At 73.2% G+C, this 15,498-nt stretch carries 14 protein-coding genes; 12 read left to right on the top strand and 2 right to left on the bottom strand.

The window, feature by feature from the left end:
- Positions 1-3 precede the first annotated feature (3 nt).
- Entirely contained in the window at positions 4-861 is an 858-nt protein-coding gene (locus tag CXY01_RS08405; RefSeq protein WP_246125178.1) for a RecB family exonuclease, read from the bottom strand.
- 159 nt (positions 862-1,020) lie between these two features.
- On the opposite strand from CXY01_RS08405, the gene CXY01_RS08400 reads away from it, so the two are divergent.
- The 10 genes from CXY01_RS08400 (at position 1,021) to CXY01_RS08360 (ending at position 10,994) form a co-directional block, all read left to right on the top strand.
- The gene (locus CXY01_RS08400) at positions 1,021-2,154 is read left to right on the top strand and encodes a site-2 protease family protein (protein WP_146926976.1); all 1,134 of its coding nucleotides are present in this window, start codon (positions 1,021-1,023) and stop codon (positions 2,152-2,154) included.
- A gap of 11 nt (positions 2,155-2,165) precedes the next feature.
- Positions 2,166-3,179, top strand: coding sequence for a tRNA (adenine-N1)-methyltransferase (locus CXY01_RS08395; protein WP_146926975.1), 1,014 nt, complete (start codon positions 2,166-2,168; stop codon positions 3,177-3,179).
- Between the two features lie 224 nt (positions 3,180-3,403).
- Positions 3,404-5,038 (top strand): proteasome ATPase, encoded by a 1,635-nt coding sequence (arc, locus tag CXY01_RS08390; protein WP_146926974.1) that lies wholly within the window; start codon positions 3,404-3,406, stop codon positions 5,036-5,038.
- Positions 5,039-5,085: 47 nt separating this feature from the next.
- Complete coding sequence (gene dop, locus CXY01_RS08385) at positions 5,086-6,708, top strand: depupylase/deamidase Dop (RefSeq protein ID WP_146926973.1); 1,623 nt, start codon at positions 5,086-5,088, stop codon at positions 6,706-6,708.
- Positions 6,709-6,814: 106 nt separating this feature from the next.
- Positions 6,815-7,012, top strand: a complete 198-nt coding sequence (locus CXY01_RS08380; RefSeq protein ID WP_146926972.1) for a ubiquitin-like protein Pup — start codon at positions 6,815-6,817, stop codon at positions 7,010-7,012.
- Between the two features lie 6 nt (positions 7,013-7,018).
- On the top strand, positions 7,019-7,864 hold the full coding sequence (gene prcB / locus CXY01_RS08375) for a proteasome subunit beta (protein ID WP_146926971.1): 846 nt from the start codon (positions 7,019-7,021) through the stop codon (positions 7,862-7,864).
- A complete protein-coding gene (gene prcA / locus CXY01_RS08370) occupies positions 7,861-8,559 on the top strand; it encodes a proteasome subunit alpha (RefSeq protein ID WP_146926970.1) in 699 nt (232 codons plus the stop codon). Before prcB ends, prcA begins: the two co-directional genes overlap by 4 nt.
- Before the next feature lie 64 nt (positions 8,560-8,623).
- On the top strand, positions 8,624-9,985 hold the full coding sequence (gene pafA, locus CXY01_RS08365; protein WP_146926969.1) for a Pup--protein ligase: 1,362 nt from the start codon (positions 8,624-8,626) through the stop codon (positions 9,983-9,985).
- Between the two features lie 83 nt (positions 9,986-10,068).
- On the top strand, positions 10,069-10,161 hold the full coding sequence (locus CXY01_RS21425) for a hypothetical protein (protein WP_503825987.1): 93 nt from the start codon (positions 10,069-10,071) through the stop codon (positions 10,159-10,161).
- Positions 10,146-10,994, top strand: coding sequence for an FKBP-type peptidyl-prolyl cis-trans isomerase (locus CXY01_RS08360; protein ID WP_503825986.1), 849 nt, complete (start codon positions 10,146-10,148; stop codon positions 10,992-10,994). The genes CXY01_RS21425 and CXY01_RS08360 overlap by 16 nt, the downstream gene beginning before the upstream one ends.
- Here CXY01_RS08360 and CXY01_RS08355 read toward each other — a convergent pair.
- The gene (locus CXY01_RS08355) at positions 10,991-11,638 is read right to left on the bottom strand and encodes a TIGR03085 family metal-binding protein (protein WP_146926967.1); all 648 of its coding nucleotides are present in this window, start codon (positions 11,636-11,638) and stop codon (positions 10,991-10,993) included. The two genes, CXY01_RS08360 and CXY01_RS08355, sit on opposite strands and share 4 nt — an antisense overlap.
- A 157-nt stretch (positions 11,639-11,795) precedes the next feature.
- On the opposite strand from CXY01_RS08355, the gene CXY01_RS08350 reads away from it, so the two are divergent.
- Positions 11,796-13,658, top strand: coding sequence for an ABC transporter ATP-binding protein (locus CXY01_RS08350; protein WP_146927064.1), 1,863 nt, complete (start codon positions 11,796-11,798; stop codon positions 13,656-13,658).
- Positions 13,655-15,475 (top strand): ABC transporter ATP-binding protein, encoded by a 1,821-nt coding sequence (locus CXY01_RS08345; RefSeq protein ID WP_146926966.1) that lies wholly within the window; start codon positions 13,655-13,657, stop codon positions 15,473-15,475. Before CXY01_RS08350 ends, CXY01_RS08345 begins: the two co-directional genes overlap by 4 nt.
- The last annotated feature ends 23 nt before the right edge of the window (positions 15,476-15,498 follow it).

The following is a 15,498-nucleotide window of genomic DNA, read 5'->3' as shown; positions in this document are numbered from 1 at the left end:
CGGTCAGGCGGCGGGGACGACCCCGATCGACCGCTCCACGGCACCGGCAGGCACCTCGGGCGGCGTGCCGCCGAACGCCGGGCACAGGGCCTTGAACGAGCACCAGTCGCACAGCTTCGAGGTGCGCGGCCGCCAGTCGCCGGACCGGGCCGCGTCCTCGATGCCGCCCCAGATGGACCGCACCCGCGCCTCGACGGTCGCCATCTCGGCCTCGGTGGGCTCGTGCGTGAGGACCACGCCGTCGCCCAGGTACTCGAGCTGGAGGCGCTTGGGGAGCACACCGCGGGTACGCCAGATGACGTACGCGTAGAAGCGCATCTGGAACAGCGCCGAGCTCTCGAACCCGGCCCGCGGTGACCGACCCGTCTTGTAGTCGACGACCCGCACCCAGCCGTTGGGCGCGACGTCGACCCGGTCGATGATGCCGCGCAGCTGGGGACCGCCCTCGTCCAGGTCCGTGGAGACGAGCAGCTCGCGCTCCCGGGGCTGGATGCGCGTCGGGTCCTCGAGCGTGAAGTACGTCGCGAGCAGCGCCTCCGCGCTGGTCAGCCACTCGGCCAGCTCCGTCGGGTCCGCGAACAGCTCACCGACGGCGGGGGAGCGCTCGAGCAGCGTCGCCCACTGGTCCGGCAGCAGGGCGTGCGCCGCCGCGAGCGTCCGCTCCGGCGCGGGCAGGTCGAAGAGGTGCTCCAGGACGGCGTGCACCAGGGTCCCGCGGGCGGCGGCCGAGCTGGGCGGCTCCGGGAGCCGGTCGATCACGCGGAACCGGAAGAGCTGGGGGCACTGCAGGAAGTCGTTGGCGCGCGACGGCGACAGCCCGGGCCGCGAGGCGGGACGCTCGGCGGCAGCCGCCGTGGCCACCGCCTCGACGGCGGCCTCGACCGACTCCTCCACGGCGTCGTCGCCCAGCGTGGCCGACGGGAGGTCCGGCGTGTCCTGGTCGAGGTGCTGCACTGTCACGCCTCGAGCGTAGGCGGGGGCGCCCACACGACCGACCACCGACCCACCTACTCTTGACCCGTGAGCGCCTCCCGACCCCCCGCACGACGATCGTCCGGCTGGGTGATCGGCCGCGCGGTGGGCGCGCCGATCATCCTGGCCCCGAGCTGGCTCATCGCCGCGGTCGTGCTCACGCTGATCTTCGCGCCGACCGTCCGCGCCCGGGCGGACAACCTCGGGGCCCTGGTCTACGTCGTGGCCCTCGGCTTCGTGGTCCTGCTGTTCGCCTCCGTGCTCGTGCACGAGCTGGCGCACGGGCTCATGGCGCGCGCCCGCGGGCAGCAGCCGCGCGAGTTCGTGCTCACCCTGTGGGGCGGGCACACGGCGTTCGCCGGTGCCACGCCGACACCCGCGAGCAGCGCGCTGATCGCCGTCGTCGGACCGATCGCCAACCTCGTGCTCGCCGCCGGCTTCCTCGCGGTCGCGCAGGGCGTCGAGACGACCAGCCTCGTCGGGCTGCTCGTCTGGTCCGGGTGCCTGACCAACGCGTTCGTCGGGCTGTTCAACCTCGTCCCCGGGCTGCCGCTCGACGGGGGGTTCCTGCTGGAGGCTGCCGTCTGGGCCGCGACCAAGAACCGGCACACGGGGACGGTCGCGGCCGGCTGGGTGGGGCGCGTCGTCGCCGTCGCGGTGTTCGCGTGGGCGCTGCTGCTGCCGCTCGTGCAGGGCCGCCCGCCCGAGATCTACGACGTGGTCTGGGCGGCACTGATCGGCGCGTTCCTGTGGTCGGGCGCCTCCGCCGCGGTGCGTGGTGGCCGCACGCAGAAGGCCGTGGGCCTGATGACGGTGGCGTCCGTGGGCCGCCGGGCGACCGGGGTCGGGCACACCGAGTCGATCGCGCACGCCGGTGCGCTCGCCGCCGCGGCGGGTGCCGAGGAGGTCGTCATCCTGTCGCCCGACGGCCGGCCGGCCGCCTACGTCGACCGTGCCGCCGCCGCCTCGGTGCCTCCGGCCGCCGCCGGGACCACCCCGGTGACCGCGGTCGCCGTCCCCCTGCCCGGCGGGGCGGTCGTCGACGGGCTCCTCACGGGCCAGGAGCTGGTGGCCGCCGTCGGCCGCGCCACCGAGCACTCCGCCGTCGTCGTCGCGGTCGTCGACGGTCGCGTCGTCGGCCTGATCCGCGCGATGGACGTCGTGGCCGCGATCCGCTCCTAGACTCGGGCACCGTGAACCCCGACCAGACGTCCACCGGGGCCGCGCAGCGCCGCGGCCTCTTCCGTGCGGGCGACCGCGTGCAGCTCACCGACCCCCGCGGCCGCCTGCACACGATCACGCTCGCCGAGGGCGCCTCGTTCCACACGCACCGCGGCTACCTCGACCACGACCAGCTCCTCGGCTCGCCCGAGGGGTCCGTCGTCCGCAACACCGCCGGCATCGAGTACCTCGCGGTCCGCCCGCTGCTCGCCGACTACGTGCTGTCCATGCCCCGCGGCGCTGCGGTGGTCTACCCGAAGGACTCCGGCCAGATCGTCGCGATGGCCGACATCTACCCGGGTGCCCGCGTGATCGAGGCGGGCGTCGGCTCCGGCGCGCTGACCATGTCGCTGCTGCGCGCGGTCGGCGACGGCGGGTCCCTGCACTCCATCGAGCGCCGCGAGGACTTCGCGGCCATCGCGCGCGGCAACGTCGAGGGGTTCTTCGGCGGACCGCACCCGGCGTGGGAGCTGTCCGTCGGTGACCTCTCGGACGTGCTGCCGACCGTGGCCGAGCCCGGCACCGTCGACCGGGTCGTGCTCGACATGCTCGCCCCGTGGGAGAACCTGGACGCCGTCGCCGAGGCGCTCGCGCCCGGGGGCGTCTTCATCTCGTACGTCGCGACGACCACCCAGCTCTCCCGGCTCGCCGAGGACATCCGCACCGACGGCCGGTACACCGAGCCCGAGGCGTGGGAGTCCATGGTGCGCGGCTGGCACCTGGAGGGCCTCGCCGTGCGCCCGCAGCACCGCATGATCGGGCACACCGGCTTCCTGCTCACCACCCGCCGGCTCGCCGACGGTGTCGAGGCACCCCAGCGCCGTCGTCGCCCGGCCAAGGGCGCCTACCCGGTGGCACCCGACGGTGCACCCGCCGTGGACGACTCCGAGCTGTGGTCGCCCGAGGCCATGGGGGAGCGGCTCGTCTCGGACAAGAAGCTGCGCCGCGCGCGCCGGGACGTGGGCCAGGCGCCTCAGGAGGCCTGAGCCGGACTGCAGCGGAGGGTGTGGGTCGCGCCAGCGGCACGCGCCCGCAGCGGAGCGCAGGCACGGGCCGACCACCAGCACTGTCCGCTGCTCGAGAACGGCTGCGCGCGTCGGACGGCCTGTGTTGACACTGGTGGTTAGGGTCGTCGGACCAGCAGGCACAGAGCCGTGCACGGTGGGGACGGAGTGACGACCACGCGCGACGCGGAACGGAGGCCGACGAGATGACCGATCCGGCAGCCCCTGGCAGGGACCTGCACCGAGAGCTGACTGTGCTCGCTGCCAAGAACGAGCGGCTCAGCGACGCGCTGGTGGCGGCGCGCGAGCAGATCATCGACCTCAAGCGGCAGGTCGACGACCTGGCCAAGCCTCCGGGCACGTACGCGACGTTCCTCGGCTCCCGGGCCGACGGCACGGTGGACATCGTGTCGTCGGGCCGCAAGATGCACGTGGGCGCCAGCCCGTCGCTCGACGTCTCGCGCCTGCGGCCCGGCCAGGAGGTCATGCTCAACGAGGCCCTGACCGTGGTCGAGGCCGGTGGGTACGAGGAGGTCGGCGAGCTCGTCACGGTGAAGGAGCTGCTGGGCACCGAGCGTGCGCTGGTGGTCGGCCGCGGCGACGAGGAGCGTGTCGTGCGCTTCGCCGGCCAGGTCCGTGACGCGCACGTGCGGATCGGCGACGCGCTGACCATCGACTCGCGCAGCGGCTTCGTGTTCGAGGTCATCCCGCGCGCCGAGGTCGAGGAGCTGGTCCTCGAAGAGGTGCCGGACATCGACTACGAGGACATCGGCGGGCTCGGGCCGCAGATCGAGGCGATCCGCGACGCCGTCGAGCTGCCGTTCCTGCACCCGGAGCTGTTCCGGGAGCACGGGCTCAAGCCGCCGAAGGGCGTGCTGCTGTACGGCCCGCCGGGGTGCGGCAAGACGCTCATCGCCAAGGCCGTCGCGCACTCGCTGGCCGCCACCGCGGCGGCCGCCAAGGGCGAGGACGTCGCGGACACCCGCAGCTTCTTCCTCAACGTCAAGGGCCCCGAGCTGCTCAACAAGTACGTCGGCGAGACGGAGCGGCACATCCGGCTGATCTTCGCCCGGGCGCGCGAGAAGGCGTCGCAGGGGCACCCCGTCGTCGTGTTCTTCGACGAGATGGAGTCGCTGTTCCGCACCCGCGGGACGGGCGTCTCGAGCGACGTCGAGACGACGATCGTGCCGCAGCTGCTGAGCGAGATCGACGGCGTGGAGCGGCTGGAGAACGTCATCGTCATCGGGGCGTCGAACCGCGAGGACATGATCGACCCGGCGATCCTGCGGCCCGGCCGGCTGGACGTGAAGATCAAGATCGAGCGGCCGGACGCGGAGGGTGCCCGGGAGATCTTCGGCAAGTACCTCGTACCGACGCTCCCGATCCACCCCGACGACATCGCCGAGCACGGCGGGTCGCCCACGGCGGCCGTCGAGGCGATGATCACGCGGGTGGTCGAGCGCATGTACACGGAGAGCGACGAGAACCGGTTCCTCGAGGTCACCTACGCGAGCGGCGACAAGGAGGTCCTGTACTTCAAGGACTTCAACTCGGGGGCGATGATCCAGAACGTCGTCGACCGCGCCAAGAAGTCGGCCATCAAGGACTTCCTGAGCGACGGCCAGCGGGGCATCCGGGTGGACCACCTGCTCACGGCGTGCGTCGACGAGTTCCGTGAGAACGAGGACCTGCCCAACACGACGAACCCCGACGACTGGGCGCGCATCTCCGGCAAGAAGGGCGAGCGGATCGTCTTCATCCGGACGATCGTGCAGGGCAAGAAGGGCGCCGAGGGCTCGCGCACCATCGAGAACGTCACCAGCACCGGTCAGTACCTCTAGACGGACGTCCGCGTCGGCGCGCGGTCACCGGACCTTAGTGTGGTCCCGTGACCGTGCGCCGCGTGATGGGGATCGAGACCGAGTATGGGATCCTGCAGCCCGGACGCCCGCTGGCCAACCCGATGCTGCTGTCCAGCCACGTCGTCGCGGTGCACGCCGCCGCGCGCGAGGGCGCCCGGGCCAAGGCCCGCTGGGACTACGACGACGAGGACCCGCTGCACGACGCCCGCGGCTTCCACCTGCAGCGGGCGTCGGCCCACCCGTCGCTGCTGACGGACGACCCGGAGAAGGCTGCGCCGTCCGGCGACGACCGGTCCGCCGACGGCCCGCAGGCCCTGCCCCGGGCCACGGCGGAGGAGTACGAGGACCCGGGCGCCGCGAACGTCATCCTGACCAACGGCGCGCGCCTGTACGTCGACCACGCCCATCCGGAGTACTCCTCGCCGGAGGTCACCAACCCGCTCGACGCGGTCCGCTGGGACCGCGCCGGGGAGCGCGTGATGCTCGCGTCGGTCCGCGCGCTCACGTCGACCGCGGCGCTGCCGGACGTCGCGCTCTACAAGAACAACGTGGACGGCAAGGGTGCCACCTACGGCATGCACGAGAACTACCTCGTTGACCGGGCCGTCCCGTTCCACGACCTGGCCGCGCGGCTGATCCCGTTCTTCGTCACGCGCCAGGTCTTCACCGGCGCCGGCCGCGTGGGCCTGGGCCAGCGCGGCGAGGAGCCGGGCTTCCAGCTGTCGCAGCGCGCGGACTACATGGAGGCCGAGATCGGCCTGGAGACTACGCTGCGCCGGCCGATCATCAACACGCGCGACGAGCCGCACGCCGACCCGGACCGGTGGCGCCGGCTGCACGTGATCATCGGGGACGCGACGATGCTGGAGGTCGCGACGTACCTGCGGCTGGGCACCACGTCCCTGGTGCTGTGGCTCATCGAGCGGGCGGTGACCGAGCACGGGTCCGGGGGAGCGCTCGCGGCGATCGACCGTCTCGCGCTGCGCGACCCGGTGCACGCCGTGCACGTGGTCAGCCACGACGTCACCCTCACCGCGCGGGTGGAGCTGGCCGACGGGCGCCACCTGACTGCGCTCGAGGTGCAGCGCGAGTACCTGGACGCCGTGCTCGCGGCCCTGGCGCACACCGGCGACGAGCCCGACGCACAGACCGCCGACGTGCTGGCGCGCTGGGCCTCGGTGCTCGACCGGCTCGGCTCGGACCCGGCGTCGTGCGCCCGTGAGGTCGAGTGGCTGGCCAAGCTCCGGCTGCTCGAGGGCATGCGCCGCCGCGACCGGCTGGCGTGGGACCACCCGCGACTGGCCGCCATGGACCTGCAGTGGTCCGACGTGCGCCCCGAGCGCGGCCTCTACCACCGGCTGGTCCAGGCGGGCGCGGTGGAGCTGCTCGTGAGCGCCGAGGAGGTCGCCGACGCGGTCGTCCACCCGCCCCGGGACACCCGCGCCTACTTCCGGGGCGAGGCGGTCGCGCGGTACGGCGGCGAGATCTCCGCAGCCAGCTGGGACTCGGTGGTGTTCGACGTGCCGGGTGCGGCGACGCTGCAGAGGGTGCCGATGCGCGACCCGTTGCGAGGCACGCAGGCGCACGTGGGAGAGCTGCTGGACCGCAGCCCCGACGCGACCGCGCTCCTGGACGCGCTGGGGGCCTAGCCCCCGCAGGTCCACCGTCCGCAGCGTGGGCGCGGGGGCCGGGACCGTCGGAAGATGGGCCTAGGGTGGGCGACAGCAGGTCGGCTCAGCACTTCGGGAGGTCACCATGGCTGGTCAGGAACACGTACGCCCTCGCCGCGAGGACACGGAGCCGGACGACGGACCGGACACGCCCGCTCCCGTCGCGCCGGCCGCCCAGGCCCGTGACGCCGAGGTCGACGCGCTCCTCGACGAGATCGACGACGTCCTGGAGTCCAACGCCGAGCAGTTCGTGCGCGGGTTCGTGCAGAAGGGCGGTCAGTGACCGCCGATGAGTCTGCCCACACCGCCGTCCGACCGTTCCTCGTCGGGTCGGCTGCCGCACGCCTTCACCACCCCCGGCTCGTCGTCGTTCGTGGAGTTCCTCTCCGGCCACGCCCCGCAGCTGCTGCCGGGCAACCGGCCCGTCGGTGACGTGCACGCACCGCACGGGACGACGATCCTCGCGCTCGCCTTCGAGGGCGGGATCGTCATGGCGGGCGACCGCCGCGCGACCATGGGGTCGATGATCGCGAGCCGGGAGATCGAGAAGGTCTTCCCCGCCGACGAGTACTCGGCGGTCGGCATCGCCGGCACCGCCGGTCTCGCGGTGGAGCTGGTCCGCCTGTTCCAGCTCGAGCTCGAGCACTACGAGAAGATCGAGGGCAGCCTGCTCTCGCTGGACGGCAAGGCGAACCGGCTGGCGACGATGATCCGCGGCAACCTCGGCATGGCGATGCAGGGGCTCGCCGTGGTGCCGCTGTTCGGCGGCTTCGACCTGGACCGCCGCGTCGGCCGGATCTTCTCCTACGACGTCACGGGCGGCCGCTACGAGGAGCACGACCACCACGCGGTGGGCTCGGGGTCGGTGTTCGCGCGCGGCTCGCTCAAGAAGCTGTGGCGGCCGGGGCTCGACGCCGACGCCGCGGTGAAGGTGGCGGTCGAGGCGCTGGTCGACGCCTCCGACGACGACTCGGCGACCGGTGGGCCCGACCACACGCGAGGGATCTGGCCGGTGGTCGCGACCGTGACGGAGTCGGGGTACCTGCGCGTCAGCGACGCCGACCTCGCTGCCGTGGCCGGGGCGGTCGAGCAGGAACGTCGACGCACGCACGAGAGCCGTGGAGGTGCGCGATGAGCATGCCGTTCTACGTCTCGCCCGAGCAGCTGATGAAGGACCGGGCGGACTACGCACGCAAGGGGATCGCCCGCGGTCGGTCGGTCGTGGTCCTGCAGTACGACGACGGGATCGCGTTCGCCACGGAGAACGCGTCGCGCGCGCTGCACAAGATCTCCGAGATCTACGACCGCATCGGCTTCGCGGCCGTCGGCAAGTACAACGAGTTCGAGAACCTCCGGGTGGCCGGCGTGCGCTACGCCGACCTGCGGGGCTACTCCTACGACCGGGAGGACGTCACCGCCCGGGGTCTGGCCAACGCGTACGCGCAGACGCTCGGCACGTCGTTCACCACGGAGTCCAAGCCGCTCGAGGTCGAGATCGTGGTGGCCGAGGTGGGCCGCGCGGCCGCCGGCGACCAGATCTACCGGCTGGCGTACGACGGGTCGGTCACCGACGAGCACGGCTACGTCGTCATGGGGGGCCAGGCGGACCGGCTGGGCGGCCTGCTGGCCGAGCAGTGGCGGGCCGGGCTGACGCTGCCGGAGGTCCTGGCGCTCGCCGTGCGGACCCTGGGTGCGGCGGAGGACGGCGGCGAGCCGCGGACGATCCCCGCGCCGCAGCTGGAGGTCGCGGTCCTGGACCGCACGCGTCCCCGCAGGACGTTCCGACGGCTGGCCGGGGCCTTGCTGGAGGACCTGCTGGGCGCAGACTGACCGGGGCTGACCCGGGCTGACCGGGGCCGCCAGGGCGCGGTGTCGACTGGAGGGGAGTACGGCGATGGACAGACGGATCTTCGGTCTCGAGACGGAGTACGGCGTCACGTGCGCCGCCCAGGACGGTCGGGGGCTGTCCGCCGACGAGGTCGCGCGCTACCTCTTCCGCAAGGTGGTCGCGTGGGGCCGCTCGTCCAACGTGTTCCTGCGCAACGGCTCGAGGCTGTACCTCGACGTCGGGTCCCACCCCGAGTACGCGACCGCCGAGTGCGACGACGTGCGGCAGCTGGTCACGCACGACCGCGCGGGCGAGCGCATCCTCGAAGGGCTCGTCGCGGACGCCCAGCAGCGGCTCGAGCACGAGGGCCTGCCGGGCACGATCCACCTGTTCAAGAACAACACCGACTCCGCGGGCAACTCCTACGGCTGCCACGAGAACTACCTGGTGCGCCGGCAGGGCGACTTCTCGCGGCTGTCGGACGTGCTGGTGCCGTTCCTCATCACGCGGCAGATCCTCACGGGCGCGGGCAAGGTGCTGACGACGCCCCGGGGTGCGGTCTACTGCCTGTCCCAGCGCGCGGACCACATCTGGGAGGCGGTCTCGAGCGCGACGACCCGCTCGCGGCCCATCATCAACACGCGCGACGAGCCCCACGCCGACGCCGAGCACTACCGCCGGCTGCACGTCATCGTCGGCGACTCGTCGATGTCCGAGTCGACCACGATGCTCAAGGTCGGCACGACGGACCTGCTGCTGCGGATGATCGAGGCCGGAGTCCCGATGCGGGAGATGGCCCTGGAGAACCCCATCCGGGCCATCCGGGAGATCAGCCACGACCTCACGGGCATGCACCCGGTGACGATGGCCAACGGGCGGACCGTCACGGCGATCGACCTGCAGGAGGAGTACCTCACCCGGGTGACCGACTTCCTCGCCTCCGAGGGCGGGCCCAGCCCCGAGAACAAGCAGATCCTCGACCTGTGGGAGCGCGGGCTGCGGGCCATGCGGACCGGTGACCTGTCGCTGGTGGACCGTGAGCTGGACTGGGTGATCAAGTACCGGCTGATCGAGCGGTACCGCGCCAAGCACGGTCTGGAGATGTCCGACGTCCGGGTGCAGCGCCTCGACCTGGCGTACCACGACATCTCCCGGACCGAGGGCCTGTACAACCTCATGGCCGCCAAGGGCCTGGTGGAGCGGGTGACCACGGACCTGGAGATCTTCGAGGCGACCGCGGTGCCGCCGCAGACCACCCGCGCCAAGCTCCGCGGCGACTTCGTGCGTGCCGCGCAGGACGCCCGCCGTGACTACACGGTCGACTGGGTGCACCTCAAGCTCAACGACCAGGCGCAGCGCACGGTGCTGTGCAAGGACCCGTTCCGCAGCGTCGACGAGCGCGTGGACCGCCTCATCGAGTCCATGTAGTACCTCATCGCGTCCATGTAGGACGGTGCTGACAGCACCGGGCCGTACAGTGTGGCGGTCCTGGGGTCCGTCAGGACAGAGGACTGGGGTCCGTCAGGACTCAGGAGCTGGAAGGAACGACGTGCGACGACTGCAGGGCCGTGCCCTGGTCGCCGGCCTGGTGGCCGCGCTGCTGACCCTCGTCGGCTGCAGCGCCCCTGCCTCCGAGCCGGCCACCGTGACGGTGACCGGCGAGCCCGGCAAGGCGCCGACGATCACCTACCTGACCCCGCTGCAGGTGGACCGGACCCGGACCGAGCAGATCTGGCCGGGCACGGGCGCCGAGCTGGTCGAGGGCGCCCCCGTGCTGATCGACTTCTGGCTGGAGGACGCGACGGACGCGACCCTGGTCAAGGAGAGCTACTCCACCAACCCGACCGCGATGCTCCTGACCGAGGAGGACCTCGGCACGGACCTCTACGAGACGCTGCGTGGTCAGCAGGTCGGCGCGCGGATGCTGCAGGTCAGCCCGGGCAGCGGCGCCGGTGCGACGGACTACCCGACGGTGACGGTGGTCGACGTGCTGCCCACCCGCGCGGACGGCGAGGCCAAGGCGCCCCGGCCCGACCTGCCCGCCGTCACGCTGGACGCGTCGGGCGCCCCCACGATCACGCCGACCGGCACCGAGCCCCCGACCACGCTCGTCGCGCAGCCGCTGATCCGCGGCAGCGGCGAGCAGGTGGCTGCCAGCGACATCGTCACGGTGCACTACACGGGCTTCGCGTGGACCACGGGTGAGGCGTTCGACTCGACGTGGACGCACGGCCTGCCGGTGTCGTTCTCGCTGCAGGACGTGCAGGCGTGGGCCGAGGGGCTGGTCGACCAGCCGGTCGGCAGCCAGGTGATGCTCGTCGTGCCGCCGACGTACGCCCTGGGCGTCACCGAGAGCGAGGAGCTGGCGGGCCAGACCGTCGTCTTCGTGGTGGACATCCTGGCCACCGGGCACCCCGAGCAGCAGGCGGCGGGCTAGCGCGAGGGCAGGGCCGCCTCGATCACCGCGAGGTCGTCGGCGTCGCCCTCGACCCGGACGTCGGCCGCGGCGCCGCGGCCGAGGAGGTACAGGACGATCTCCGGGGCGTCGCCGCGGACGACGACCGTGCCGTGGTCCGGCTTGGGCGCGCGCAGACGGTGTCGTACTCCGTCGTCGCGGACGAGCACGACACCGACGGGCACCGACCGCAGCCGACCCGTGGCGGCGCGCGGCAGGTGCGACCACAGCGCGTCGACGAGCCCGGGCTCGAGCTCGCGCGGGGGGACGGAGCCGGCGCCGCGCCGGACGTCCTCGGTGTGCACGAAGAACTCGACGACGTTCGCGGACTCCCCGACCCAGGAGGCGGGGTGCCAGCCCGGAGGGGTGTCGGCCACGCGTGCCACGAGGTCCCGGTAGGCGCCCTCGGTCGCGGCCTGGTCGGCGAGGCGCGCGATCGCGGCCTCGGCGCGTGCGGAGAGGGCCGGCACGGCGATGCCCGCACCGACCACCGGCGAGCGTTCCCGCAGCACGACGTGCGCGGCGAGGTGACGTGCCTGCCAGCCCTCGCACAGGGTGGGCGCGTCGGGCGTGACGTCCAGGAGGGCCTGCGCCAGCTGCGCGCGCTCGATCTCGTGCCAGGTCATGACCGCAGGATCGCATGCGGCACGCGTGCCCGCGGTTCGAGCCGCAGCGGGCGCGCGGTGCGGGTAAGCGCTCGCACCCACATGAGAGAATGAGGAGAACCCCACGAGCTCCACGGAAGGTCCTGTCGTGCCCACGCGAGACGAGCCGCCACGGTCGATGGCGCTCACCGGCTCCGTGCCGCGCCGCGCCGCCCAGCTGCTGGGCCGCGGTCTGCGCGCACATCCGCGCACGTACGTCCTGGCCATCGGCACGTCCGCGCTCTTCGGCGCCCTGACGGTCGGGGTCAGCCGGGTGCTCGGTGCGGTGACGGACCAGGTGGTCGTCCCCGCGCTGGCCGGGTCGAGCGAGGCGCGGGACCGCATCTGGCTGGCGGGCGGCGCGATCGCGCTGGTGGCGGTGTCCCTCGCCGTGACGGTCGCCGCCCGCCGGATCTTCGCGGGCAAGGGGTTCGCGCTGATCCAGGAGGACCACCGCACCGCGGTCACCCGCCAGTACCTGCGGCTGCCGATGTCGTGGCACCGCCAGCACCCGACGGGCCAGCTGCTCTCCAACGCCAGCGCGGACGTCGAGGCGGCGACCTCGATCTTCAACCCCCTGCCGTTCGCGATCGGCGTCGTCGTGATGCTCCTCGTCGCGACGGTCGAGCTGGTGCGCACCGACCTCTGGCTGGCGCTCGCCGCCCTGGTCGTGCTGCCGCTGGCCGTGATCGCCAACGTCGTGTTCCAGCGCCGGATGTCGCCCGCGGCGATCCGGGCGCAGCAGCTGCGCGCCGAGGTCGCCGACATCGCGCACGAGAGCTTCGAGGCCGCCGTGCTGATCACCTCGCTGGGCACCGAGGCCCGCGAGGAGGCGAGGTTCGCCGAGCGCGCCACGCAGCTGCGCCACGCGAACGTCCGCGTCGGGGTGGTGCGCGCGATGTTCGACCCCGTCATCGACCTGCTGCCGAGCCTCGGCACGCTCCTCGTCCTCGTGGTCGGCACGGTGCAGATCAGCGAGGGCCGGGTGGGTACCGGGGACGTCGTGGCCGCCGCGTACCTGCTGACCCTGCTGGCGGTGCCGGTGCGGGCGTTCGGCTGGGTGCTGGGGGAGCTGCCGCGCGCGCTCGTCGGGTACGACCGGATCGCCCGGGTGATCGACTCGCACGGGGCGCTCAGCGTGGGCAGCACGCCGTGGTCGCCCGGCGGGGGCGCCCGCGTGGAGCTGCGGCACGTCAGTCGCGCCGTCGCCCTGCCGGGCGGCGGAGAGCTCGAGCTGCTGCACGACGTCGACCTCGACGTCCCGGCCGGGCGGACCATCGCGGTCGTCGGTCCGACGGGCGCGGGCAAGACGACGCTCGTCGCCCTGGTCAGCAGGCTCTACGACCCGACGAGCGGGTCCGTGCACGTCGACGGGCACGACCTGCGGGACGTGCGGCCCGCCGACCTGGCGCGCCACGTCGCGCTGGTGGCCCAGTCCACGTTCGTGTTCGAGGACACGGTGCGCTCGAACGTCACGCTCGCCGACGACGGTGCACCGGGGTCGCCGGACGACGACGCGGTCTGGGACGCCCTGCGGCTGGCCCGGGTCGACGACGTCGTGCGGGCGCTGCCGGGCGGCCTCGACGCGCCCCTGGGCGAACGGGGGGCCAACCTGTCGGGCGGTCAGCGTCAGCGCCTCGCGCTCGCCCGCGCGCTGGTCCGGCGCCCGGCCGTCCTGGTGCTCGACGACGCGACGTCCGCGGTCGACCCGCGCATCGAGCAGGCGATCCTGCGCGGTCTGCGCGCGGACGGTGGCGCCGGCAGCCCGACCGTGCTGCTCGTCGCCTACCGGATGTCGTCCGTCCTGCTGGCCGACGAGGTCGTGCACGTCGACGGCGGTCGCGTGGTCGACCGCGGCACGCACGACGAGCTCCTCGCCCGCGACCCCGGCTACCGCGCCCTGGCGACCGCCTACGAGCAGGAGACGGCACGCCGGGCGGCCGCGGCGGCGGACGTGGAGCTGCTCGAGGACGCGCTCGAGGCCGTGGAGGACCCGGCATGACCGAGCAGCCGCAGGGCCGCCACCGCTTCGCGCCCGCCAGCACCCTCGGGGTGCTCGCGACGCTGCGCCGTGGCCTGCAGGTCTCGCCGCAGCTGCTGGTCGGCTGGCAGATCACCGTGCTGCTGGCCGTGGTGGCCTCGATCGGGCGGGTGCTCGTGCCGATCGCGGTGCAGCAGACGGTCGACACGGGGATCCTCGCGGACGGTGGCCCGGACGTGTCGCGCGTCGCGGCGCTGGCGGGTCTCGCCGCGCTGGGCCTGCTGATCGGCGCGGTCTGCTCGGCCTACGTGAACATCCGGCTGTTCCGGTCGAGCGAGAGCGGGCTGCTGGCGCTGCGCACGCGGGCGTTCCGGCACGTGCACGACCTGTCGGTGCTGACGCAGAACACCGAGCGCCGCGGGTCGCTGGTCTCGCGCGTGACGTCGGACGTCGACACGATCTCGCTGTTCGTGCAGTGGGGCGGGATCATGCTCCTGGTCTCGGTGCTGCAGATCGCGGTGGCGACCGTGCTCATGGCGGTCTACTCGTGGCAGCTGACGCTGATCGTGTGGGCGGGCTTCGTCCCGCTGTTCCTTCTGCTGCAGCCGCTGCAGAAGCGGGTGAACGCCCGGTACACGGCCGTGCGCGAGCGCGTGGGCGGGATGCTCGGCGCCATCTCGGAGGCCGTCGTCGGTGCGGAGACCATCCGTGCGTACGGCGTGGCCGAGCGCACGCAGCGCCGGATCGACGCCGCGGTCGCCGCGACGCGGGCGGCGATGGTGCGCGCGCAGAACCTGGTCGCGCTCGTGTTCTCCAGCGGCGTGCTCGTCGCGAACCTCGTCCTCGCGCTGGTCGTGGTCGCGGGGACGTACCTGGGCATCGCGGGGGAGATGTCGGTGGGCCGACTGCTCGCGTTCCTCTTCCTCGTCCAGCTGTTCACCGGTCCGGTGCAGATGGCCACGGAGATCCTCAACGAGCTGCAGAACGCCGTCGCCGGCTGGCGTCGCGTGCTCGGGGTCCTGGAGACCCCCGTCGAGGTCGTCGACCCCGGCGCGGACGGCGTGCCCAGCCCGCGCGGCCCGGCGCACGTCGAGCTGCGGGGCGTGCACTTCGCGTACCCGGACGGTCCGCCGGTCCTGCGGGAGGTCGACGTCGCGATCCCCGCGGGCACGTCCGTCGCGGTCGTCGGCGCGACCGGGTCGGGCAAGACGACGATCGCCAAGCTCGTCGCGCGGTTCATGGACCCCACCGGCGGTGCCGTGCTGCTGGACGGGGTGGACCTGCGCGACATCCCCGTCGCGGACCTGCGCCGCCGGGTCGTGCTGGTGCCGCAGGAGGGGTTCCTGTTCGACGGCACCCTCGCGCAGAACGTGGCCTACGGCCTGCGCCACGAGGACGGGACCACCGCGGCGCAGGACGACGACGTGCGCATCCGGGCCGCCATCGAGGCCCTCGGGCTGGACGGCTGGGTGGACGAGCTGGCCGACGGGCTCGACACGCCGGTCGGTCAGCGCGGCGAGTCGCTGTCGGCGGGGGAGCGGCAGCTCGTCGCGCTCGCCCGCGCGTACCTGGCCGAGGCCGACCTGCTGCTCCTCGACGAGGCGACCTCCGCGGTCGACCCCGCCACCGAGGTCAGGATCGCCCGCGCGCTCGACTCGCTCACGCGCGGCCGCAGCACCCTGACCATCGCCCACCGGCTCTCCACCGCGGAGGCGGCCGACACGGTCGTGGTGGTGGAGGCCGGCCGCGTGGTCGAGGTCGGGCACCACGACGACCTCGTCGCGCGCGACGGCCACTACGCCGCGATGCACGCCGCATGGGTGTCCCAGACCCGCTGACCGGGCACTGGGACGGGCCCGGA

It is taken from the genome of Cellulomonas xylanilytica (genome assembly GCF_007989805.1).
Classification (GTDB): domain Bacteria; phylum Actinomycetota; class Actinomycetes; order Actinomycetales; family Cellulomonadaceae; genus Cellulomonas; species Cellulomonas xylanilytica.
This window is presented reverse-complemented; position numbering and strand designations above follow the sequence as displayed.

Bases quoted from the DNA above. Each gene is read 5' to 3' on its own strand.
- arc (WP_146926974.1), top strand. From the start codon at position 3,404: ATGACCGATCCGGCAGCCCCTGGCAGGGACCTGCACCGAGAGCTGACT.
- CXY01_RS08380 (WP_146926972.1), top strand. From the start codon at position 6,815: ATGGCTGGTCAGGAACACGTACGCCCTCGCCGCGAGGACACGGAGCCG.
- prcB (WP_146926971.1), top strand. From the start codon at position 7,019: ATGAGTCTGCCCACACCGCCGTCCGACCGTTCCTCGTCGGGTCGGCTG.
- prcA (WP_146926970.1), top strand. From the start codon at position 7,861: ATGAGCATGCCGTTCTACGTCTCGCCCGAGCAGCTGATGAAGGACCGG.
- pafA (WP_146926969.1), top strand. From the start codon at position 8,624: ATGGACAGACGGATCTTCGGTCTCGAGACGGAGTACGGCGTCACGTGC.
- CXY01_RS08355 (WP_146926967.1), bottom strand. From the start codon at position 11,638: ATGACCTGGCACGAGATCGAGCGCGCGCAGCTGGCGCAGGCCCTCCTG.
- CXY01_RS08350 (WP_146927064.1), top strand. From the start codon at position 11,796: ATGGCGCTCACCGGCTCCGTGCCGCGCCGCGCCGCCCAGCTGCTGGGC.
- CXY01_RS08345 (WP_146926966.1), top strand. From the start codon at position 13,655: ATGACCGAGCAGCCGCAGGGCCGCCACCGCTTCGCGCCCGCCAGCACC.